We start from the raw sequence: 23319 nt of genomic DNA on the forward strand, positions 1-23319 counted from the left end.
AGAAAGCGAGCATCCGCCGACATGATCACGACCATTCTCACCGCCGAACGCCCGAGTGGGGACGACTTCGTCCCCACCGCCACGCCACCGCTCAGCTGGACGACCGAGACCGATACGCCGGACTGGCTGCAGGCCTCCGCGGAGGTGCAACGCGACGGCGGCGAACCGGTGACCCTCGACGGCGCCGAGTCGGTGCTGGTGGACTGGCCGTTCGCGCCGCTCGCCCCGCGCGAGCGCGCGAGCGTGCGGGTGCGCGTCACCGGAGCCGACGGGGGCGTCGGCGACTGGAGCGCTCCCCTCGAGGTGCGCGGTGGTTTCCTCCCCGCCGACGGCTGGCACGCGGCGCCGATCGGTCTCGCCTCGCCGGAGGTCTACGCGCAGCCGGCGCTGCTGCGGTCCGAGTTCACGATCGACGGCCCAGTGGCGAGCGCCACTCTGTACGCCACCGCGCTCGGCTCGTACCAGGCTGCTCTCAACGGGTCCGACGTCGACGACCAGGTGCTGAAGCCGGGCTGGACCGTCTACCAGTACCGCACCGTGCACGAGACGACCGACGTGACCGCGCTCCTGACCCAGGGCACCAACGCACTGGCGATCCGGCTCGCCGGGGCGTGGGCCACCGAGGTGTACGGCTTCCGCGGCCACCAGCGCACCTTCTACGCCGAACAGCCGACCGTGGCGGCGCAGCTGGTCATCGAGTACGCCGACGGGCGGGTGGCGGAGGTCGTCACCGGGGACGGGTGGCGCGCCGCCCCCGGACCGGTGACCGCCAGCGGCATCTACCAGGGCGAGCACTACGACGCCCGCCTCGAGCAGGCCGGGTTCGACCGCGCCGGGTTCGATGACAGCGGGTGGGCCGCCGCGGCCGTAGCCGAGACGGCGGTCGTGCCCGAGCCGCGCCGCTCCCCCGCGGTGCGTCGCATCGAGGAGCTGGCGGTGCAGGAGGTGATCCGCACCCCCGCCGGGGCGACGGTGCTCGACTTCGGTCAGAACCTGGTGGGCTGGCTGCGCATCCGGGTGCGCGGCGAGGCAGGCAGCACCGTCACGCTGAGGCACGCCGAGGTGCTGGAGCACGGGGAACTCGGCACGCGCCCGCTCCGCCGCGCCGCCGCGACCGACAGCTACACCCTCGCCGGTGCGGAAGGCGCCGGTGCGGAAGGCGCGGGTCCGGAGGTGTGGGAACCGGAATTCACGTTCCACGGCTTCCGCTACGCCGAGATCGACGGATGGCCCGGCGAGCTCGATCCCGCCGACATCACCGCGGTCGTGGTCCACAGCGACATGGAGCGGACGGGGTGGTTCGACAGTTCCCACGAACTGGTGAACCGCCTGCACGAGAACGTGGTCTGGGGATTGCGGGGCAACTTCCTCTCCCTGCCCACCGACTGCCCGCAGCGCGATGAACGTCTCGGCTGGACCGGTGACATCCAGGTGTTCGCGCCGACGTCGGCGTTCCTCTACGACACCCGCGGATTCCTCGCCTCGTGGCTGCGGGACCTGTGGCTCGATCAGAAGAACTCCGACGGTGTGGTGCCCTTCACCGTGCCGAACGTGCTCGGTCCGGCTCGTCCCGCGGCGGCCTGGGGCGACGCCGCCGCGGTCGTGCCATGGGTCCTGCACGAGCGCTTCGCCGATCGCGCGGTGCTGACCGAGCAGTTCGACAGCATGCGGGCGTGGGTCGACCTCCTGGTCCGGCTCGCCGGCGACAACTCGCTGTGGGAGGGCGACTTCCAGTTCGGCGACTGGCTCGACCCGACCGCGCCGCCCGAGCATCCCGCCGAAGCCGCGACGCATGCCGACATCGTCGCCACGGCGTACCTCTTCCGCTCGGCCGATCTCACCGCGCGCATTGCGGCCCTCCTCGGCCGCACGGAGGAGGAGACGACGTACCGCGACATCGCGGAGACGGTGCGCGCCGCTTTCCTGGCGGAGTACGTGACGCCGGCGGGCCGGATGATGTCCGACGCGCAGACCGGGTATGCGATGGCCATCATGTTCGACATCGCCCCGACGGAGCAGCACGAGGCACTCGGTCGGCGGCTCGCCGATCTGGTGCGCGAGCACGGCTACCGCATCCGCACCGGCTTCGTGGGCACGCCCATCATCCAGGACGCGCTCACGCGGACGGGTCACCTCGACACCGCCACCCGTCTGCTGCTGCAGACGGAGAATCCGTCCTGGTTGTACCCGGTGACGATGGGCGCGACCACGGTGTGGGAGCGCTGGGACTCGATGCTGCCCGACGGCACCATCAACCCCGGCCAGATGACCTCCTTCAACCACTACGCCCTCGGTGCGATCGCGGACTGGTTGCACCGGGTCGTGGCGGGGCTCGCCCCGGCCGAACCGGGGTACCGCGTGATCCGCATTGCGCCCACACCGATCGCCGGCTTCGACTCCGCCAGTGCGGAGCACCGGACCCCCTACGGCCCGGCTCGCGTGGCGTGGCGACGGGACGGATCCCGCATCGTCGTGTCGGCGACCGTACCGCCCAACTCGTCGGCGGAGGTGTCGCTGCCCGACGGAACGGAGCTCACCGTCGGCTCGGGCGAGCACGCCTTCACCGTCGATGCACCCCGTGCAGACGAGACGTACGCGCCCCTCGGGCTCGACTCCTCGCTCGCGCAGGTCATCGACGACCCCGCGGCCTACGCCATCGTGATCGAATCGCTGACCGAGGCCGCCCCGGCGATCGTGAAGGACGTGCGCGCGCACACCGTGTGGCTGCCGGGTCGTAGCGTCGGAGAGATGCTCGGCCGGCACGCCTCGGGGACCGCCCGCGATCTCATCGAGACCCGCTTCGAGCGGCTCAACGCGGAACGAGCGGCGGATGCGGCAGCATGAGGAGGCGATAGCCCGTTACGTCGAGCGCGTCGCCCGGGACCCCGACGTGCTCGCCGTGGTGATCACCGGCTCGGTGGCTCGCGGCACGGAGCGCGCCGACTCGGACGTCGACCTGTACCTCGTCGTCACCGAGGAGCGCTGGGACTCCGCGTTCGAGGCGCATCGACTTATGTACGTGGAGCGCGAGGGCGCCGGATACGAGCACGGCTACTTCGACATCAAGCTGGCGACGCTGTCCTATCTCGACGACGCCGCGGAGCGCGGCGACGACCCGGTGCGCGACAGCTTCGCCGCGTCGCGCATCGCCTTCAGCAGGATCGACGACCTCGACGCCCGCCTGGCCCTGATTGCGAGCCTTCCCGACGAGATCTGGGACCGCCGAGCGGGCTCCTTCGTGGCGCAGGCCCGGCTGCACGGCGGGTACTTCCTGCGGCAGGGCATCGAGCGCGGTGACGTCCTCCTCACGGCGAACGCCGCCGTGCACCTCGTGCTCGCGGTCGGCCGCGCGCTCCTCGCCCACAACCGGGTGCTGTACCAGGGGCCGAAGTATCTGGACGCGGCCGTGTCCTCGCTCCCGGTGAAGCCGCCGGGAGTGGAGGCCGCCCTTCGGGACGTGGTGTCACGACCGACGATCGAGTCGGGCGCGGCCCTGCTCGATCTGCTGGAGGGCTTCCGCGACTGGCCGGTACCGGCCGAGAGCACCCTGTCGAGATTCGTCCTCGACTCCGAGCTGGCGTGGCGCTATCGCACCCCGCCGCCGGAGTATTCCTGACCCGGACGCGTCCGACGGAGCCGACCCCCGGGTGTCCGGGCTCCCGGATCACGTGCCGCGAATCACGATCCGCTTGCCGTGGCATGGGGAGGCGGTCTACCGTGTCGCCATGTCCACGCAGTACTACGTCGCCTCGACCGTCGACGGCTTCATCGCCGACAACGACGACGGCATCGACTGGTTGCTCGACTTCGGCTTCGACGAGTTCACCGCTCACTTCGACGCGTTCCTCGCCGGCGTCGGCGCGATCGTGATGGGCTCGGCCACCTACGAGTACATCCTCGGCGAGGGCCCCTCCTCCTGGTCGTACGGCTCCGTGCCGACCTGGGTGCTGACGACCCGCGACCTTCCCGGCATCGAGGGCGCCCGCATCGAGATCGGACCGCTGCCGGTGGCCGAGGCGCACGCGCGAGCCACGGCCGCCGCGGGCGATCGGAACGTGTGGGTGGTGGGCGGGGGCTCGGTCGCGGCGCAGTTCGCCGACGCCGGTCTGCTCGATGAGGTCCTGGTGACGGTCGTGCCCGTGTTCCTCGGTGAGGGGAAACGGCTGCTCCCGGTGACCTCCGGCCCGCGTCGGGCCCGCCTCGAGGGATCGACTCCGTTCCCCAGCGGGTGCATTGAGCTGCGGTACGCCCTCGGGAGCTAGTCGCCCGCCCCGTCACCCGAGGCGCTCAGAACCCGCTCGTTCTCCGACGCGGCGCGAGGACGGGCGACGGGGATCTTGCTCCCCAGCACCTGCGCCACGACGTCGCGCGCGATGTGCTGGGGCGTCAACCGCACCTGCTCGAGGATGTCGTCGCGCGATCCCTGGTCGAGGAACTCGGCGGGCAGCCCCAGTTCGGTCACGGCGGTGTCCACGCCCGCGCGACGCAGGTCCTGACGGATGCGCGTGCCGATGCCGCCGACCCGGATGCCGTCCTCGATCGTGACGACCAGACGGTGCTCGGCGGCCTCGCGGATGACGCTCTCGGGAACCGGGACGACCCAGCGCGGGTCGACGACCGTGGCACCGATGCCCTGGGCCGCGAGGGCCTCGGCCACCCGCAACCCGGTGGTCGCCATCGGGCCGACGGTCACGATCAGCACGTCGCGCCGATCCCCCTCGACGAGAACGTCGACCCCGTCGTCGTGACGGCGGACCGCCTCGATCTCGAGTCCCACGTTCCCCTTCGAGAACCGCACGACGGTGGGCGCGTCCTCCACCTGAACCGCCTCGCCCAGTTCCTCGCGGAGCCGCGTGGCGTCTCGCGGGGCGCTCAACCGGATGTTCGGCACGACCTGCAGGATGGCGAGGTCCCACATGCCGTGGTGGCTCGGACCGTCGGGTCCGGTGACACCTGCGCGGTCGAGCACGAACGTGACACCGGCGCGGTGCAGCGCGACGTCCATGAGCACCTGGTCGAACGCGCGGTTGATGAAGGTGGCGTACACGGCGACGACGGGATGCATGCCGCCGAAGGCGAGTCCCGCGGCCGAGGTCACGGCGTGCTGCTCGGCGATGCCGACGTCGAGCACGCGGTCGGGATACTTGTCGGCGAACTTGTGCAGGCCGACCGGTCGGAGCATGGCCGCCGTGATGCCCATCAGCCTCGGGTTCTCGTCGGCGAGGGAGACGATCTCGTCGGCGAACACGCTCGTCCAGGACGGGGCGCTCGACGTGTCGACGGGCTCCCCGGTCTCCGGGTCGATCTGGCCCACCGCGTGGAACTGGTCGGCGACGTCCTGCCGCGCCGGTTCGTAGCCGTGGCCCTTCTGGGTGATCGCGTGCACGATCACCGGCGCGCCGTAGTTCTTCGCCTGACGAAGTGCCTCCTCCATCGCATGGAGGTCGTGGCCGTGCACGGGCCCGATGTACTTGATGTCGAGGTTCGAGTAGAGCGCCTCGTTGTTCGAGAACCGGCTGAGGAACCCGTGCATGCCCCCGCGGAGTCCGCGGTACACGGCCTGTCCCGGCTTGCCGAGGCGGTCGAACACGCGGCGGCTGCTGAGGTAGAGGTCGCGGTACGAGCGCCGGGTGCGCACGGTGTTGAGGAAGCGGGCCATGCCGCCGATGGTGGCGGCGTAGGAGCGTCCGTTGTCGTTCACGACGATGATCAGGCGCCGGCTGTTGTCGTCGGAGATGTTGTTGAGCGCCTCCCACGTCATGCCGCCCGTGAGCGCACCGTCACCGACGACGGCGATGACGTGCCTGTCGTCCTGGCCGGTCATCTGGAACGCGCGGGAGATGCCGTCGGCCCAGCTGAGCGAACTCGATGCATGGGAGCTCTCGACGATGTCGTGCTCCGACTCGGCGCGCTGCGGATACCCGGCGAGTCCACCGGTCTGGCGCAGGGTGGTGAAGTCCTGCCGCCCGGTCAGGAGCTTGTGCACGTACGACTGGTGTCCGGTGTCGAAGACGATGGCGTCCCGGGGCGAATCGAATACGCGGTGGATGGCGATGGTCGTCTCGACGACCCCGAGGTTCGGGCCGAGGTGGCCTCCCGTGCGGGACACCTGTGCGACGAGGAATGCGCGTACTTCGGCGGCGAGCTCGACCAGCTGGCTCCGCGAGAGCCGGTCGAGATCCCGGGGCCCGGAGATCGTTCCCAGTAGAGCCATGCAGGTTGCCTTTCACGCACGAGCCCGCACCGGCCGGTACAGACTTCCCGAGTCTACGCACCGACTCTTGGAACTGCCGGAGGCCGGGACACGAGCCCCGGCCTCCGTGAGTTCCTCCCGCAGCGTTACGCCACGAGGCTGCGCAGCACGTACTGCAGGATGCCGCCGTTGCGGTAGTAGTCCGCCTCGCCCGGGGTGTCGATGCGCACGACCGCGTCGAACTCGATCGGCTGCTTGCCCTCCGGCGAGTGCTCGGTCGGGTTCGCGACCACCCGAACGGTCTTCGGCGTGGTGCCCTCGTTCAGCTGCTCGAGACCCGTGATGCTCACGCTCTCCGTGCCGTCGAGGCCGAGGGACTCCCAGGTCTCGCCCGCCGGGAACTGGAGCGGGACGACGCCCATGCCGATCAGGTTCGAGCGGTGGATGCGCTCGAAGCTCTCGGTGATCACCGCGCGGACGCCGAGGAGGCTGGTGCCCTTCGCCGCCCAGTCGCGCGACGACCCTGAGCCGTACTCCTTCCCGGCGAGGATCACGAGCGGCACGCCCGCGGCCTCGTAGTTCTGCGCGGCGTCGTAGATGAACGACTGCGGCGCATCCGGCTTCGTGAAGTCGCGGGTGTAGCCGCCCTCGACGCCCTCGAGCAGCTGGTTGCGCAGCCGGATGTTGGCGAAGGTTCCGCGGATCATCACCTCGTGGTTGCCCCGGCGCGACCCGTAGGAGTTGTAGTCCTTGCGGCCGACGCCGTGCTCCTCGAGGTACGCACCGGCAGGGCTGTCGGCCTTGATCGATCCGGCGGGGCTGATGTGGTCGGTGGTGACCGAGTCCCCCAGCTTGGCGAGCACGCGGGCGTCGGCGATGTCGGTGACCGGCGAGGTCTCCCGCGTCATGCCGTCGAAGTACGGGGGCTTCCGCACGTAGGTCGACTCCGCATCCCACTCGAAGGTGGCACCGGTCGGCGTGGGCAGCGAACGCCAGCGCTCGTCGCCGTCGAACACGCCCGCGTACTCGTGGGTGAACATCGCGGTGTCGATCGACGTGTCGATCGTGTGCTGCACCTCGGCCGCGTCGGGCCAGATGTCCTTCAGGTAGACGTCGGTTCCGTCGGAACCGACGCCGAGCGCGTCCTTCTCGAAGTCGAAGTTCATCGACCCGGCGAGGGCGTACGCGATGACGAGCGGCGGGCTCGCGAGGTAGTTCATCTTCACGTCGGGGTTGATGCGCCCCTCGAAGTTGCGGTTGCCGGAGAGCACGGCAGTGACGGCGAGATCGTTCTGCTGCACCGCGGCCGAGACCTCGTCGATGATCGGACCGGAGTTGCCGATGCAGGTGGTGCAGCCGTAGCCCACCGTGTAGAAGCCCAGGTCCTCGAGGTAGGCGGTGAGGCCGGCCTTCTCGTAGTAGTCGGTGACGACCTTCGATCCGGGCGCGAGGGTGGTCTTCACCCACGGCTTCGCCTTCAGTCCCTTCTGGCTCGCGTTGCGGGCGAGGAGTCCGGCGGCGAGCATGACCGAGGGGTTCGACGTGTTGGTGCACGACGTGATCGCGGCGATCGCCACGGCGCCGTGGTCGAGGGTGAACTCCTGGCCGTCGTCGAGCGTGACCGAAGTGGGCTTCGACAGCGGATGCGGTGTCACTTCGTCGGCGGCGAACTGGTGCGAGAAGCTCGCCTCGGACGGCGTCTGCTCGTGGGCGGTGTCCTCGTCCTGCGCGGTGAACCCGATGGGGTCCGATGCCGGGAACGTGCCCTCCACCGCTTCGTCCACCCGGCTGTGCTTGCCGTGGTCGGCGGCCGCGTAGTCGTTCAGATCCTGCTCGAACTGCACCTTGGCGGCGCTGAGCTCGATGCGGTCCTGCGGACGCTTCGGTCCGGCGATCGACGGGACGACCGTGCCGAGGTCGAGTTCGAGGTATTCGCTGTACTTCGCCTCGGCCTCCGGGTCGTGCCAGAGCGTCTGCGTCTTGGCGTACGCCTCGACCAGAGCGACCTGCTCGGCGCTCCGACCGGTGAGCCGGAGGTACTCGAGCGTCACGTCGTCGATGGGGAACATGGCGGCGGTCGAACCGAACTCGGGGCTCATGTTGCCGATGGTGGCTCGGTTCGCGAGCGGCACCGAGGCGACCCCGGATCCGTAGAACTCGACGAACTTGCCGACCACGCCGTGCCGGCGGAGCATCTGCGTGATGGTGAGCACCACATCCGTGGCGGTGACGCCGGTGGGGATCTCGCCCGAGAGCTTGAAGCCGACCACCTTGGGGATGAGCATGGAGACGGGCTGACCGAGCATCGCGGCCTCGGCCTCGATGCCGCCGACGCCCCAGCCGAGCACACCCAGTCCGTTCACCATGGTGGTGTGCGAGTCGGTGCCGACGCAGGTGTCGGGGTAGGCCTGCAGAACGCGCTGGCCGTCGCTGTCCACCTCGCGGGTCATGGTGACCCGGGCGAGGTACTCGATGTTCACCTGGTGCACGATGCCGGTTCCGGGCGGAACGACCTTGAAGTCCTCGAACGCCGTCTGGCCCCAGCGGAGGAACTGGTAGCGCTCGCCGTTGCGCTCGTACTCGATCTCCACATTGCGCTCGAGCGCGTTCTCGGAGCCGAAGAGGTCGGCGATCACGGAGTGGTCGATGACGAGCTCGGCCGGGGCGAGCGGGTTGATCCTGGTGGGGTCGCCGCCGAGCTCGGCGACGGCCTCGCGCATGGTGGCGAGGTCGACGATGCAGGGCACTCCGGTGAAGTCCTGCATGACCACCCGGGCCGGGGTGAACTGGATCTCGGTGTCGGGCTCCGACGTGGGGACCCAGTTGCCGATGGCGCGGATGTGCGACTCGGTGATGTTCGCGCCGTCCTCGGTGCGCAGGAGGTTCTCCAGCAGCACCTTGAGGCTGAACGGGAGCGCCTCATACCCGGGTACGGCGTCGAGACGGTAGATCTCGTAGTCGTTCGAGCCGACGTGAAGGGTGTCCTTCGCGCCGAAACTGTTCACTGCAGACACGATGCCCTCTTCCTTCGTTGGATGCGGCGGGTGAGTTCGCCCGTCGATGGGAGATCGCCGGGAATGCACCCTCCAGCAAGGCTAACGCTTCGCCCGAGCGCGGCACCGTCCCATGTCGGCGTCGATCCCTAAGTATCTTGATATCGAGATAATTCTAGCATCAGCTCGCGTCGGCGGAATCCGTCCGGTCGGCCGGATACTTCGCGTACACCGCGCGAACGAACAGCCAGGAGAGCACGAGGAGCACCCCGTACATCGGCGTGCTCATCACCAGCCGGGTCACGCCGAGGGCCTCCACATTGTCGGCGAAGTACAGGGGCATCTGCACCGCGAGACGGAGCCCGAAGAACCCCGCCCAGATCAGGGTCAGCATCCGCATGGCGCGGAACTTGGGCCGGTGGCGCTTCCATGCCGTTCCCTCGCCCATCAGGAAACCGACCGCGAGGCCGAGGAGCGGCCAGCCCACGAGAATCGAGAGGAGGAAGGCGGTGAGGTAGGCGCCGTTGGTCCAGAAACCCAGAACGAAGAAGTCCTTGCCCTCGCCGGTGCGGAGGGCGAGAAGCGCCGAGATCACGATGCCGATCAGCCCGGCGATCGCCGGGGTCGCCGGTGATCGCTGAACGAGCCGCAGCACCACGAAGACGACGCCGACGACGGCGGGCGCGATCACCGACGGGAGCAGGTCCCGGGTGAAGGTGAAGAGGAGAATGAAGACGAGTCCGGGCAGCACCGCCTCGAGGATGCCGCGCACGCCGCCCATGGCGCCGAGCACGTCCCGGGGAGAGATCCGGTCGCCCTCGGCCACGGTGCCGAATCCCGCACGGCGGGCGGCGTCGGCGAGCCCGTTCGCGAGCGCGTCCCTCGACGCGCGGTCCGGGTCTGCGGCGCCGCCCGCGTCGGGTTCGCGTCCTGTCGGCGGGGTGCTTCCCGACACGGCGGGCTAGACGTTCGTGACCGGCGGCCGCGTGCTGCGGCCGGTCGGCGGGGTCTGACCGGGTGCGGCCTGGCCGGGCGGGGTCTGACCCGGGGCGGTCTGGCCGGCCGCGGCATTCTGCCCCAGCGTCGCGTTCTGCGGCATGCTGAGCGGAATGAGGTCACGGGGTGGCATCGGTGCTGTGCCGCGCACCACGACCACGCTGCGGAACAGGTCCTCGATGCGCTCCGCGGCCTCCTGCTGGGTCGCACCGGCGCCGGTGATGACGCCGCGGAGGAACCAGCGGGGACCGTCGACGCCGATGAACCGGGCGATGCGGGTGGTGGGCGGCGCACCGGCGGTGACGACGGCGGGGATCTCGGCCAGCAGTTCCGGACCGAACGGTCCATCGGTGAGCGCGGTGGTACCGCCCTGCTTCTGGATCTGCTCGATGATCTGCCCGCGGATCTCGTGCCAGAGACCGCTCGACCGCGGCGCGGCGAACGGCTGGACCTGCAGGCTGGACCCGGCGTACTCGAGTCCGACGGCGACGACGCGCTGGGTCCCCTCCGCCACCTCGAGTCTGAGGTGCAGTCCCTCCCGCGGCAGGATGCGCACCCCGCCGAGGTCCACGTACGGGCGTACCGCGTTGGCCTCGGCGTCGTCGAACGGGCCGGACTCGGCGCGATCGGCCGGTGCGGACTTCGGTTGACGCGTGTCGGCGTTCTCGGCCTCCGCGGCCGGATCGCCGTTCGGCTGCGGTGTCTCGCTCTGCGGATCGGTCATACGGAATCTCCTGACGTGTGCGCGTTGTAGCCGGTGGATCCGAAGCCGGACTCCCCCCGCTGGCTCCCGGGCAGCTCGGTGACCTGCGTGAACTCGGCGCGGCTCACCGGCATCACGATGAGTTGCGCGATGCGGTCGCCGACGGCGATGCCGTACGGCTCGCGCGCGTCGGTGTTGAGCAGCGTCACCCGGATCTCGCCGCGGTATCCCGCGTCCACGGTGCCCGGGCTGTTCACGATGGTGATGCCGTGCTTGGCGGCGAGGCCGCTCCGCGGCACGACGAAGGCGACGTACCCGTTCGGCAGGGCGATGGATACGCCGGTGCCCACGGTGGCCCGTTCGCCGGGTGCGAGAGTGAGCGCCTCGGCCGATCGGAGGTCGGCTCCGGCGTCGCCCGGGTGCGCGTACCCGGGAACGAAATCGGCCCGAATCAGGACGTCTACGCTATCTGTCACGTGACGAGGGTAGTGCAGAACTCTGATCCAATAGGGACATGCCCCCTGGAACCAACGCCGTCTATCGCGAGAGGCTGTGGCCCGCCGCGTGGATGTATCTGGCCGTGGCCCTCGTCATTCCCGCGAGCCTCCTGGTCTTCCTGCCGATCTCGGTGCTCGCCGGCGTCGTGGTCGCTCTGGTGCTCTACGGCGGATCGATCGCGGCGCTCAGCCTGCTCGCGCCGGTGCTGTCGGTCGAGGACGGTGAGCTGCGCGCGGGACGGGCGCACGTCCCGCTGGCGCTGGTCGGGACGCCGCGGGCGTTCCGCGGGGCCGAGGCGACGCTGGAGCGCGGGCAACGGCTGGATGCCCGCGCCTGGTTGTGCATCCGGGGCTGGGTCGATCCCGTGGTCACGGTGCCCATCACCGATCCGGAGGATCCGGTCCCGTACTGGGTGCTCTCCACCCGCACCCCGGAACGACTCATCGCCGCGATCGAAGGATCACGGCGATGAGGAAGAAGGGAAGCGGTCGGGCCTAGGCGGCGCACTCCGCGCAGATCGGGCCGAGCTTCTCCTCGTGGTCGATCTGCGAGCGGTGCTTCACGAGGAAGCAGCTCACGCAGGTGAACTCGTCGGCCTGGGGCGGGAGTACGACGGTCTCGAGGTCGAGGTCGGAGAGGTCGGCACCGGGGAGGTCGAAGCCACCGGGGTTGTCGGCATCTTCCACGTCCACGACCCCGGACATGCGGTCCGGGACCCGCTCCTTCAGCGCCTCGATCGACTCGGAGTCGTCCTCGGTCTTGCGCGGAGCGTCGTAATCAGTTGCCATGCCCATCCAGTCTTAGAAAATCGCCGCCGACGCGTCATCGGCGGCGACAGTTTGCATCAGTTTGATGCGAATAGCAAACCGTCGGATTCGGTCTGCCTTCCGCCTGTTTTCTGCAACTTTCGGCACGCCTGAGGTATTCCCGGTAAATGCGCTCGGCGCATGTAATCCTTGGGGCAACCGAGAACCGCGAGAGGCCTTTCACCATGCAGGATCTGAAAGTCATCGGAGTCGAGAACGGCGCACTGCTGGCCTCCTCCGAACAGGGCGGCCGCTACCGCATTCCCATCGACGAGGTGCTGCAGTCGCGGCTCCGCCCGCACACCCCCGAGCAGCACAGCGGACGCAAGGTGCCGCCGCGCGAGATCCAGGCGCAGATCCGCTCGGGCATGTCGGCCGCCGAGGTCGCCGCGGCCACCGGTCTGCCGATCGAGCACGTGCAGCGGTACGAGGGACCAGTGCTCGCGGAGCGCGAGCACATCGTCACCTCCGCACTGTCGGTGACCGTGCACACCGCCATCGACGTCGACCCGCTGAGCCCCGGTACCCGCTTCGGCGACGTCATCTCGGAGCGCCTCGTGGCGCTCGGCGCCGAGGGCGAGCAGTGGACGAGCTGGAAGGACGAGGATCACTGGGTGGTGCGCCTCGAGTTCACCGCCGAGCAGATCGACCACGACGCGCGCTGGAGCTACGACCCCAAGAAGCGCGCACTCGCGCCCCAGAACAACGAGGCGATCACCCTCTCCCAGCAGGGCGAGATCAAGGGCGCCCTCATCCCGCGGCTCCGTGCCGTTCCGAGCGAGGGTCAGAGTGCGCCCGAGAGCCGGTTCGACAGTGGCGCCTTCCGCATCACGGATGTGGGTGCGCCCGAGGAAGCTCCGGAGTCCGACTCCGGGGCACGCGCCGACGGTCGCACCTCCGGGACGGTGTCGGGCATCGCCCGTGCGGCGGAGGCCAAGCCGCAGCTGAACCAGACGGCCGATCTCCTCGACGCGCTGCGCCGCCGTCGGGGCGAACGCGAGGCCGCCGCGTGGGGCGACGAGCGTCCGGCTCCGGCCGAGTCGGTTCCGAACGGCAACGGGATCCGCGTGATCGACGTGCCGCTCGGCGACTTCGCCGAGGAATCCGCGGATGCCGGCGACCCGACGCCGTCGACGGCATCGCCGGTGCCATCCTTCGGCCGGTCCAGCGGGGCGAAGTCCGCCAAGCGCGGGCGCACCGCCATGCCGAGCTGGGACGAGATCGTCTTCGGCGCGCGGAGCGACGAAGACCCCGCCTAGCCCGACTCAACCGACCGCTTCGAGCGGCCAGCACCGAGGGGTGATGGTCAGCGGGCGAACGCGCCGAGCCGGACGAGCGGCACCTGCAGTTCCTCCGGCGACAACGAGCCATGCTGACCGACCATCCGGCGCGGACCGGGATTGGTCTCGCGGGAGTCGTAGTACGCGATGCGCGCGCGCGCGGCGACGAACACGTCACCCATCCGCGGACGCACCTCAGCGGCAACGTCGCCGAACCAGCCGGAGTCGATCGCCTCGTCGCGGGTGGCGATGAACGAGCGGCCGCCCTCGGCATCCCGCCACGCTCCGGCGAGGCGCTCCACGTCGCCGGGCGATGCACCGGGCTCAAGATGCAGCTGCAGGCAGCGCGGATCACCCGCCACGTGCCGCACCCCCGCCACCAGGTCCGGCTCGCTGTCGAACAGCACATGCGAGGTGGGCGGCACATCGAGCATGCCGTGGTCCGCAGTCACCAGCAGGCCCTGGCGTGCTCCCCGCGAGGCCGAGAACGCGGCGACGGCGGCGTCCAGCGCCTCGAGCGCGGCCAGCCAGCGGTCCGATTCCCATCCGGAGGCGTGCGCCGCCACATCCAGCTCCGGCACGTAGACGTACACGAGCGATCGCGGATCCCGGTCCAGCACGGCGCTCGCGACGGCGAAGCGGTCGCCGATGTCGCCCGCGGGAACGTACTCGCTGCCGCGCAGCACCGCCCGGGTGTAGCCCGTCGAGGCGTACCGGGTCGGGCCGACCGAGTACGCGCCGATCCCGTGCTCCCGCGCCCGCTCGAACTGGGTGCGGCTGCGCTGCCAGGTGTCCGGTTCGAGATGCTCGTCCCATCCGGAGAGCTGATTCACCACCCGGTCGTTCGCGGGGTCGAGCACCGTGTACCCCACCAGCCCGTGCTCCCCGGGCAGCACCCCGGTGGCGAACGAGGCGATGGCCGCGGCCGTGGTGCTCGGGAATCCGCTGACCAGCACGTCGGCCTTGACGAGGCCCCGGGTGAGGGTGCGCGCGTGGCCCGCCCGCGCGCGCAACGCGGCGTTGCCGAGGCCGTCGGCGAGAACCACGACCGCCGCATCGACGGGTCCCAACGCCAGCGGATTGGCCGCGCCGTCGAGGGCCGCGAGGCAACTCGGCAGAACGTCGGCAAGGCACGCCCGGTGCGATTGCCTGGCCGGTAGCATGATCGAAATACTACGTGCAGAGATCGAGAATGACCCCACGCAACAGCCCACCGAAGTCTCCCGGATCCGCCGACCCCGCTACCCCCGAACGCATCGAAGACGTCGACGTCTCGACCGAGATGCAGGGGTCCTTTCTCGAATACGCCTACTCGGTCATCTACTCCCGGGCCCTGCCCGACGCGCGCGACGGCCTGAAGCCCGTCCAGCGCCGCATCCTCTACATGATGAGCGAGATGGGCCTCCGCCCGGAGCGCGGGCACGTGAAGTCCGCGCGGGTGACCGGCGAGGTGATGGGGAAGCTGCATCCCCACGGCGACGCCTCCATCTACGACGCGATGGTGCGGCTGACGCAGCCGTTCATGCTGCGGGTGCCGCTCATCGACGGTCACGGCAACTTCGGCTCCCTCGACGACGGACCCGCCGCGGCGCGCTACACGGAGGCTCGGCTGGCGCCGCCCGCCCTCGCCATGACCGCGGGGCTCGACGAGGACGTCGTGGACTTCCAGCCGAACTACGACAACTCGCACATGCAGCCCGAGGTGCTCCCGTCGGCCTTCCCCAACCTGCTGGTCAACGGCGCGAGCGGCATCGCGGTCGGCATGGCGACGAACATGGTGCCGCACAACCTGATCGAGGTCATCGCCGGGGCGCAGCACCTCATCGCGCATCCCGACGCCACGCTCGACGAGATCATGGAGTACATCCCCGGACCCGACCTGCCGTCGGGCGGCACGATCATGGGCCTCGCCGGCGTGCGCGACGCCTATGCCACCGGGCGTGGCGCGTTCAAGACGCGGGCGCGCGTGTCGATCGAGAGCATCACCGCGCGGAAGACCGGCATCGTGGTGACCGAACTGCCCTATCTGGTGGGTCCGGAGCGGGTGATCGAGAAGATCAAGGACGGCGTCACCGCGAAGAAGCTCAGCGGCATCGCCGACGTGACCGACCTCACCGACCGGGCGAAGGGCCTGCGCCTCGTCATCGGCATCAAGACCGGGTTCAGCGCCGAGGCCGTGCTCGAGCAGCTCTACCGCTACACCCCCCTCGAGGACTCGTTCAACATCAACAACGTGGCACTGGTCGACGGCGGCCCCCGCACGCTCGGGCTGCTCGATCTCCTGCGCGTCTACATCGACCACCGGATCTCCGTGGTCACCCGCCGCACGCGATTCCGCCTGGCCCGGAGGCGCGAGCGCCTGCACCTCGTCGACGGGCTCCTCATCGCCATCCTCGACATCGACGAGGTCATCCAGGTGATCCGCACGAGCGACGACGCGGGCGAGGCCCGCGGGCGCCTCATGACGGTCTTCGAGCTGACCGAGACGCAGGCCGAGTACATCCTCGAGCTGCGCCTCCGCCGACTGACGAAGTTCTCGCGCGTGGAGCTCGAGGCGGAGCAGGACCAGTTGCGCCGGGAGATCGAGCAGCTCGAGGAGCTGCTGGCGAACGAGGCGAACCTCCGCCGCCTGGTCAGCGATGAGCTCGGGGAGGTGGCCGAGCAGTTCGGCACTCCCCGTCGCACCCTGCTCACCGAGGCGGCGCCCAGCATCGCCACGGCCGGCTCGAAGCGGGCGCCGGTGTCGCTCGAGGTCGCCGACATCCCGACGCGGGTGTATCTCAGCACGACGGGCCGCATCATCCGTGTGGACGCCCCGGCCGTCACCGACCCGGAGGCCACCCCGCGCGCCGCGCGCCGCAGCAAGCACGACTCTTTGCTCTCCAGCGTCGCCACCACCAGCCGCTCCGATATCGGCGTCGTCACGTCCCGCGGCCGACTGCTGCGGATGTCACCGGTCGACCTCCCGGTGGTCCCGGCGAGCTCGGTGCAGCTCGGTGCCGGCGTGCGCATCCGGGACTACCTGGCACTTCCGGACCGTTCGGAGCGGGCGCTCGCCCTGGTCGACCTGTCCTCCCCCTTCCCCATCGCCCTCGGCACGGCGCTAGGCGTAGTGAAGCGCGTCGCCGCGACCGAACTGGCGAACAAGCCCGACGTCGAGATTCTGCCGCTGAAGCCGGGCGACACCGTGGTGGGGGCGACCCAGGGTCCCGACACTGACGACCTCGTGTTCGTGGCGAGTGACGCGCAGCTGCTCCGCTTCGCCGCCGCGGCGGTGCGCCCGCAGGGTCGGGGCGCCGGCGGCATGGCGGGGATGACTCTCGCGTCGGGCAGTCGCGCGCTGATGTTCGGCGCGGTTCCTCCCGATGCTCACGCCGTGGTGGTCACCGTCGCGAAGAACAGCGCCACGCTCGACGGCACGGATGCGAGCACCGCCAAGGTGAGCGACTGGTCCGAGTTCCCGCGGAAGGGCAGGGCCACCGCGGGAGTGCGCGCGCACCGGTTCGTCCGCGGTGAGGACAGCCTCGCCCTGGCATGGGCCGGCCCCGCGCCCGCTCTGGCGAGCGGAGCGGACGGTGCGGTGCGCGAGCTGCCGGAGCCGGGGGCGAAGCGCGACGCGTCGGGCACGCCGCTCGCCGCCGAGGTGGCGTTCGTCGGCTTCTCCCGCTAGACCGCTCCGACCGCCCCGATCCACTCGAGCCCGCTCGGCACGGGGACGGCGTCAGACGTCGATGCGCTCGCGCGACAGATCCGACGATCCCTGGATGATGAACTCCTTGCGGGGAGCGACGTCGTTGCCCATGAGCAGCTCGAACATCGTCTCCGCGGCGTAGGCATCGGCGACGTTCACCCGGCGGAGGCTGCGGTTCCGCCGGTCCATCGTGGTGTTGGCCAACTGGTCGGCGTCCATCTCGCCGAGCCCCTTGTACCGCTGGATCGGATCCTGATAGCGCTTGTTGCTGCGCCGGAGGCTCGCGAGCAACGCGGTCAACTCCGTCTCCGAGTAGGTGTAGATGGTCTCGTTCGGCTTCGAGCCGGGGTGCATCACGACCACGCGGTGCAGCGGCGGCACGGCGGCGAAGACGCGACCGTCCTCGATCATCGGGCGCATGTAGCGGAAGAACAGCGTGAGCAGGAGGGTACGGATGTGCGCGCCGTCGACGTCGGCGTCGCTCATCACGATGACCTTGCCGTAGCGGGCCGCCGACAGGTCGAACGACCGACCGGAGCCGGCTCCGATCACCTGGATGATCGATGCGCACTCTGCGTTCGACAGCATGTCCGAGATGGTGGCCTTCTGCACGTTGAGGATCTTGCCGCGGAGCGGCAGCAGCGCCTGGTACTCGCTGTCGCGCGCGAGCTTCGCGGTGCCGAGCGCCGAGTCGCCCTCCACGAGGAACAACTCGCTATTCGCCACGTCGTTCGAGCGGCAGTCCACGAGCTTCGCGGGCAGCGTCGAGCTCTCCAGCGCGTTCTTGCGACGCTGCGTCTCCTTGTGCGCCCGGGCGGAGATCCGCGACTTCATCTCGGCGACGATCTTGTCGAGCACCAGCGCCGACTGCGTCTTGTCGTCGCGCTTGGGCGACGAGAAGCGTTCCGCGAGCTGCTTCGTGACCACGCTGGAGACGATGTTGCGCACCGCCGGCGTGCCGAGGATCTCCTTGGTCTGCCCCTCGAACTGCGGTTCGGGAAGACGGACGGTGAGCACCGCCGTGAGACCCGCGAGGATGTCGTCCTTCTCCAGTTTGTCGTTGCCGACCTTGAGGCGGCGGGCGTTCAGTTCGAGCTGCTGACGGAGGAAGCGGAGCAGTCCCGCCTCGAAGCCCGCCTGGTGCGTGCCGCCCTTCGGGGTGGCGATGATGTTGACGAAGCTCTTGAACTCGGTCTCGTAGCCGATCCCCCAGCGGAGTGCGATGTCCACCTCGCACTCGCGGGTGAGCTCGGTGGGCACCATCGCCCCGCCCGGCGACAGCACGGGAACCGTCTCGGTGAAGCTTCCGCTGCCCTGCAGCCGCCAGGTCTCCGTGATCGGCGCGTCGGCCGCGAGGTGATCCACGAACTCGGCGATGCCGCCGTCGTAGCGGAACGACTCGACCCGGTGCTCGTCCCCCCGCTCGTCCTGGATCTCGATGTGCAGCCCGGGGATGAGGAATGCCGTCTGGCGCGCGCGATCCACGAGCTCGTCGGTCTGGAACTCGGCTCCGCGGGTGAAGATCTGGCGGTCGGCCCAGTACCGCACGCGAGTGCCCGTGACGCCCTTCGCCACCTTGCCCACCACACGCAACTCGCTGCCCGACACGAACGGGGTGAACGGCGCGTCCGGCGTCGGGTCCCCGGCGTCGGCGAACGTTCCGGGCTCGCCGCGGTGGAACGACATCGCCCACGTCTTGCCGTTGCGGTCGACCTCCACGTCGAGTCGCTCCGAGAGGGCGTTGACCACGCTCGCGCCGACCCCGTGCAGACCACCGGACGCGGCGTAGGAGCCGCTGCCGAACTTGCCACCGGCGTGCAGCTTGGTGAAGACGACCTCCACGCCGCTCAGTCCCGTCTTCGGCTCCACGTCGACCGGGATGCCGCGGGCGCGGTCGCGCACCTCCACACTGCCGTCCGCGTGCAGCAGCACCCGGATCTCGGCGCCATGCCCCCCGAGGGCCTCGTCGACGGAGTTGTCGATGATCTCCCACAGGCAGTGCATGAGCCCCCGCGAGTCGGTGGAACCGACGTACATGCCGGGGCGCTTGCGCACCGCCTCGAGACCCTCGAGCACGGAGAGGTGACGGGCCAGATAGTCGGAACCTGCCACGTGACTTCCCTCCGTACGATGCTTCGCTCCCGCTTCGTTTCGGGAGCCCGGACCAGCGTAATCGTCGCCTCCGGGCTTCCCGCGCAGGACACCCCCGCCCGCGAATGCACTACGCGCAAAGCGAAATGCGCCCCCGCGGTGTCGTCGCGCGCGCGCAAGCATGCTTGTATGGATCATCCGAGTCGTACGAACCCGAACCGGAGGGGAGCATTCCATGCCACAGACAGCCACCGAGGCCACCACCGTCGACGAGATGCACTCGCACCAGCTGACGGCGGCCGACCGCTGCGACAGCTGCGGTGCCCAGGCGTACATCCGCGTTGTGGTGTCGAGCGGCGAGCTCCTCTTCTGCGCCCACCACGGCAAGAAGCACCAGGAGAAGCTCTCGTCGATCGCCACCAGCTGGCACGACGAGTCCGCCCGACTCTTCGACGAGCAGCGCGCGTAACTCGTCGCGAACGGAAAAGGCGCATCCCTTCTGGGATGCGCCTTTTTGCGTGGTCCCTGAGCCTGTCGAAGGGCGATCGGGCCGGAACGTCAGGCGTCGATGGTGGCGCGGGCGCGGCTCGCCCACTCGTCGAGCTGGGTGAGGCTCTGCTCGTCCGCCAGCGTCGCAGTGCCGGTGCGGGCGATCGCCGCCGCCAGCAGTTCGTCGGCGAGCGACGGATTCAGCGCGAGCACGGGACCGTTCAGGTGGGTGCCGACGAGCGAGCCGATGCGCACGCCCTCTCCGCCACCCGCTCCGGTGTTGCCGAAACCGCGGCGCACGCGGCCGAGCACGGCATCGTCGGTCACCTCGAGAGTCGATCCGTGATTCTCGAAGCCGACGAGCACCCCGGTCGGGGTGTCGACGACGATGTCCCCGACGGAGCGCTGGGCGACGAGCCTCGTGCGGACGGGGAGCACCCCTGCGCCGTCGAGCACCGATCCGTCGAGCAGCGTAATCCGCTCGCCGAGCAGCTGCATGCCGCCGGCGACCGCGAGGAACGGCGCCCCACTTTCGGCGAGTTCTCGGAGGCGCCCGGCGTGCGCGAGCAGGTCGGCGTGCACGGCTCGCTGCGCCGACAGCGGACCCGAACCGACGAAGACGAGGTCGGCGTCCGGCAGCGGACCCTGTGCCACGTCGTGCTGGAGCACAGTCACCGCGATCCCCCGGCGCTCGGCGCGCTGGCGGAGGACGAGCACGTTGCCGCGGTCCCCGTTGATGCCGAGTTCCCGCGGATACAGGTGCAGGATGCGGAGCTCGGTCACGACTGTCCGCCCTCGAGGTCGGTGTAGCCGAGCATGCGACGGATCAGCATCATCTGCTCGTAGTTCACGATCATGGTCTTGCGTCCCGCCGTGGGGCGCGGGAGCGCGAGGAACCGCTTGACGGCCGTGCGGAGGTCGGGTTCGACCTCTCCGACGCGGATCCCCTCGTAGCCGAGGCGCACGGCCAGCTGGTAGCCCTTGCTGCCGGAGAGCACGTCGGCGTGGTCCAACTTCGACAGGTCGATGTCGTACAACCACGACGGGTCGGGCGTGCCGTCGTCCACCGCGAGGAAGACCTGCTCGGGAACGGCATCGAGGGAGTCGAGGTTCATCTGCAGGCTCGCGGGGTTCTTCATCATGATGATCTCGATCTCCTCGCCAGCGGAGACCAGGGTCTCGCCGCGCCCGTAGACCGTGCCGAGCTCGTCGAGGGCCCGCACCGCGGCATCGGCCGAGAACCGATCGCCCAGCGCAGCCCGCGAGGCGGCGATCGCCCCGGCGGCATCCACCGCGTAGTGAACGCCGCGGGCGGGCAGCCGGATGCGTGTGGGCACGCCGGCGATGTCGAGGGTGGCGTCCCGTCCCTGGAGTGCGGTGGCGACGACGTCGGCCGAGGCCGGGGCGACTGTGGCGGCGCCGCCGAACCGAGGCGCCGACAGCATGCCCTGCGAGACGCTGCCGAGCAGTTCGGGCACCGTGCCGAAGTAGGACACCCGGGCGGACGACCCCGCGGGCAGCTCATCGGCGAGTCCGACGAGGTGTTCGTCGTCGCGGTTGAGCACGAGCTCCGACGTGGCGGTGGCGGCGATCTTCGCGAGCATGCCGGCCACGCGGTCGGGCTCGAAGAACCGGTTGAGCTGGTCGATCTGCACGTTCAGCAGGAGCACGACGGTGGGCGTCAACAGACGCGTCAGCTCGACGCCGTAGGCCTCGTCGACCTCGAGCACCGCGATGTCGGCCTTCAGTCGACCCGCGGCGTCGGCGTCGGCGAGCACGGCCGACGCGATCCCCTGCGGCAGGTTACCCCCGGAGGGGTTCGTGAAGACCCGGAGGTCGTGCGCACGCAGGATGGCCGCGACCATGTGGGTGGTCGTGGACTTGCCGTTCGACCCCGAGACGGCGATGACACCGAGGGGCAGGTCGGCGATAGTGCGCTCGAGGAACCTCGGAGCGATCCGCAGGGCGACGTAGCCCGGGATGGCCGAGCCGCCGCCGCGCCGTCGCGCGACAGCTCTCACCAGTCGTCCGGCGGCGACCGCCAGGCGAAGACGCACGGTTACTCGAGGTAGTCGCGCAGCGACTGGGAACGCGACGGGTGGCGGAGCTTCGCCATCGTCTTCGACTCGATCTGGCGGATGCGCTCGCGCGTCACACCGAACGTGTCACCGATCTGGTCGAGCGTCTTCGGCATCCCGTCGCCGAGACCGAAGCGCATGCGGATGACACCGGCCTCGCGCTCGGACAGCGAGTCGAGCAACGACTCGAGTTGCTTCTGCAGCATGGTGAAGCCCACGGCGTCGGCGGGCACCACGGCCTCGGTGTCCTCGATGAGGTCGCCGAACTCGCTGTCGCCGTCCTCGCCGAGCGGGGTGTGCAGGGAGATCGGCTCGCGCCCGTACTTCTGCACCTCGACGACCTTCTCGGGCGTCATGTCCAGTTCGCGGGACAGTTCCTCGGGCGTGGGCTCCCGGCCGAGGTCCTGCAGCATCTGGCGCTGCACGCGGGCCAGCTTGTTGATGACCTCCACCATGTGCACGGGGATGCGGATGGTGCGAGCCTGGTCGGCCATGGCGCGGGTGATCGCCTGGCGGATCCACCAGGTGGCGTAGGTGGAGAACTTGAAGCCCTTGGTGTAGTCGAACTTCTCGACCGCACGGATGAGACCGAGGTTGCCCTCCTGGATCAGGTCGAGGAACTGCATACCGCGACCGGTGTAGCGCTTCGCCAGGCTGACGACGAGGCGCAGGTTCGCTCCGAGCAGGTGGCTCTTGGCGCGCTGCCCGTCGCGGGCGACCCAGCGCAGTTCGCGCTCGACCTCGCGGGAGAGGTTCGTCGAGTTGGCGAGACGGTCCTCCGCGAAGAGTCCGGCCTCGATGCGCATGGCGAGCTCGACCTCTTCGGCCGCGTTCAGCAGGGCGACCTTGCCGATCTGCTTCAGGTAGTCCTTGACCGGGTCGGCGGTGGCGCCGGTGATGGCCGTCGAGTAGACGGGAATGTCATCCTCGTCGTCCACGGCGCGCAGCACGAGGGCGCCCGTGGGGAGCGGCTCGTCCGTGTCGGCGCTCTTGGTGTCGTCGTCCGAGTCGTCCTTCCCGGTCGTGGCGCCATCGACCTCGGCAGCGTCGTCATCGACGACCGCCTTCGGGTCGGCGACGTCGACGACGTCCTCGGCGATGTCCTCGACATCGGGTTCGACGTCGTCGTCGTTCTCGTTCTCGTCGGACTTCTTCGCGGACTTGGCAGCCGCCTTGGGTGCTGCCTTCTTCGCGGCGGCCTTCGGAGCCCCCGCGGTCTTCGCGGCGGTCTTGGCCGGCGCCTTCCTCGCCGCGCGCTTGGGAGCGGCGGGGGCGGCCGATTCCGGCTCCGCCTCGGGCGTCGACTCGGTGTCGAGTGTCGGGGTCTGTGACGTGCGAGAGGCCATTCGTATACCTTTCGAACCTTGTGCCGGGCTGGTGGAAATCGCGCGGGGAAGCGCGTCTGGCATCGGGTCGAGGTTGAATTTGGACATTACTAAGACCCATGTCAAGTTCGGTGCGTGTTCACTCCGGAGGAGATGAACCGTGCACGAGCAAGAAC

18 protein-coding genes are annotated in these 23319 nt (G+C 69.8%); 7 read left to right on the forward strand and 11 right to left on the reverse strand.

Going from position 1 to position 23319, the window contains the following annotated elements; translation table 11 throughout:
- The first annotated feature begins 21 nt into the window (after positions 1–21).
- The 3 genes from EY822_RS00055 (at position 22) to EY822_RS00065 (ending at position 4262) form a co-directional block, all read left to right on the forward strand.
- On the forward strand, positions 22–2844 hold the full coding sequence (locus EY822_RS00055; protein ID WP_150306398.1) for a family 78 glycoside hydrolase catalytic domain: 2823 nt from the start codon (positions 22–24) through the stop codon (positions 2842–2844).
- Positions 2831–3616 (forward strand): nucleotidyltransferase domain-containing protein, encoded by a 786-nt coding sequence (locus tag EY822_RS00060; protein WP_150306399.1) that lies wholly within the window; start codon positions 2831–2833, stop codon positions 3614–3616. Before EY822_RS00055 ends, EY822_RS00060 begins: the two co-directional genes overlap by 14 nt.
- 109 nt (positions 3617–3725) lie before the next feature.
- Positions 3726–4262 carry a dihydrofolate reductase family protein gene (locus EY822_RS00065; protein WP_150306400.1) on the forward strand — a complete coding sequence of 179 codons (537 nt, stop codon included), beginning with the start codon at positions 3726–3728 and terminating at the stop codon, positions 4260–4262.
- On the opposite strand, the gene dxs is transcribed toward EY822_RS00065, so the two are convergent.
- The 5 genes from dxs to dut form a co-directional block, all read right to left on the reverse strand.
- Complete coding sequence (gene dxs, locus EY822_RS00070) at positions 4259–6214, reverse strand: 1-deoxy-D-xylulose-5-phosphate synthase (RefSeq protein ID WP_150306401.1); 1956 nt, start codon at positions 6212–6214, stop codon at positions 4259–4261. The two genes, EY822_RS00065 and dxs, sit on opposite strands and share 4 nt — an antisense overlap.
- Before the next feature lie 125 nt (positions 6215–6339).
- The gene (locus EY822_RS00075) at positions 6340–9207 is read right to left on the reverse strand and encodes an aconitate hydratase (RefSeq protein ID WP_150306402.1); all 2868 of its coding nucleotides are present in this window, start codon (positions 9205–9207) and stop codon (positions 6340–6342) included.
- A 160-nt stretch (positions 9208–9367) separates the two neighbouring features.
- Complete coding sequence (locus EY822_RS00080; RefSeq protein ID WP_150306403.1) at positions 9368–10141, reverse strand: DUF3159 domain-containing protein; 774 nt, start codon at positions 10139–10141, stop codon at positions 9368–9370.
- Between the two features lie 6 nt (positions 10142–10147).
- Entirely contained in the window at positions 10148–10906 is a 759-nt protein-coding gene (locus tag EY822_RS00085; RefSeq protein ID WP_150306404.1) for a DUF3710 domain-containing protein, read from the reverse strand.
- The gene (gene dut, locus EY822_RS00090) at positions 10903–11361 is read right to left on the reverse strand and encodes a dUTP diphosphatase (RefSeq protein WP_150306405.1); all 459 of its coding nucleotides are present in this window, start codon (positions 11359–11361) and stop codon (positions 10903–10905) included. Before dut ends, EY822_RS00085 begins: the two co-directional genes overlap by 4 nt.
- Positions 11362–11399: 38 nt before the next feature.
- Between dut and EY822_RS00095 the strand changes: the two genes are divergently transcribed.
- Positions 11400–11855, forward strand: coding sequence for a DUF3093 domain-containing protein (locus tag EY822_RS00095; protein ID WP_150306406.1), 456 nt, complete (start codon positions 11400–11402; stop codon positions 11853–11855).
- Positions 11856–11877: 22 nt separating this feature from the next.
- Here the strand turns inward: EY822_RS00095 and EY822_RS00100 are convergent, their stop codons facing one another.
- Positions 11878–12171: a DUF4193 domain-containing protein gene (locus tag EY822_RS00100; protein WP_150306407.1), complete on the reverse strand. Its 294-nt coding sequence runs from the start codon at positions 12169–12171 to the stop codon at positions 11878–11880.
- Between the two features lie 203 nt (positions 12172–12374).
- Between EY822_RS00100 and sepH the strand changes: the two genes are divergently transcribed.
- Positions 12375–13448, forward strand: coding sequence for a septation protein SepH (gene sepH, locus EY822_RS00105; RefSeq protein ID WP_150306408.1), 1074 nt, complete (start codon positions 12375–12377; stop codon positions 13446–13448).
- 47 nt (positions 13449–13495) lie between these two features.
- Here the strand turns inward: sepH and EY822_RS00110 are convergent, their stop codons facing one another.
- On the reverse strand, positions 13496–14632 hold the full coding sequence (locus tag EY822_RS00110) for an alkaline phosphatase family protein (protein ID WP_150306409.1): 1137 nt from the start codon (positions 14630–14632) through the stop codon (positions 13496–13498).
- 29 nt (positions 14633–14661) lie between these two features.
- On the opposite strand from EY822_RS00110, the gene EY822_RS00115 reads away from it, so the two are divergent.
- Positions 14662–17139 carry a DNA gyrase/topoisomerase IV subunit A gene (locus EY822_RS00115; protein WP_150306410.1) on the forward strand — a complete coding sequence of 826 codons (2478 nt, stop codon included), beginning with the start codon at positions 14662–14664 and terminating at the stop codon, positions 17137–17139.
- Positions 17140–17190: 51 nt separating this feature from the next.
- Here EY822_RS00115 and EY822_RS00120 read toward each other — a convergent pair whose 3' ends face one another.
- Positions 17191–19272 carry a DNA gyrase/topoisomerase IV subunit B gene (locus EY822_RS00120; protein WP_150306411.1) on the reverse strand — a complete coding sequence of 694 codons (2082 nt, stop codon included), beginning with the start codon at positions 19270–19272 and terminating at the stop codon, positions 17191–17193.
- 214 nt (positions 19273–19486) lie between these two features.
- On the opposite strand from EY822_RS00120, the gene EY822_RS00125 reads away from it, so the two are divergent.
- Positions 19487–19720, forward strand: coding sequence for a DUF7455 domain-containing protein (locus EY822_RS00125; RefSeq protein ID WP_150306412.1), 234 nt, complete (start codon positions 19487–19489; stop codon positions 19718–19720).
- Positions 19721–19809: 89 nt separating this feature from the next.
- Here EY822_RS00125 and EY822_RS00130 read toward each other — a convergent pair whose 3' ends face one another.
- The 3 genes from EY822_RS00130 to EY822_RS00140 are packed head-to-tail and all read right to left on the reverse strand — an operon-like array spanning position 19810 to position 23164.
- Positions 19810–20523, reverse strand: a complete 714-nt coding sequence (locus tag EY822_RS00130) for a type 1 glutamine amidotransferase (RefSeq protein WP_150306413.1) — start codon at positions 20521–20523, stop codon at positions 19810–19812.
- Positions 20520–21797: a MurT ligase domain-containing protein gene (locus EY822_RS00135; protein WP_150306414.1), complete on the reverse strand. Its 1278-nt coding sequence runs from the start codon at positions 21795–21797 to the stop codon at positions 20520–20522. Before EY822_RS00135 ends, EY822_RS00130 begins: the two co-directional genes overlap by 4 nt.
- Positions 21798–21799: 2 nt before the next feature.
- Positions 21800–23164: an RNA polymerase sigma factor gene (locus EY822_RS00140; RefSeq protein WP_150306415.1), complete on the reverse strand. Its 1365-nt coding sequence runs from the start codon at positions 23162–23164 to the stop codon at positions 21800–21802.
- Positions 23165–23319: the final 155 nt, after the last annotated feature.

It is taken from the genome of Planctomonas psychrotolerans, assembly GCF_008642235.1.
Lineage (GTDB): Bacteria > Actinomycetota > Actinomycetes > Actinomycetales > Microbacteriaceae > Planctomonas > Planctomonas psychrotolerans.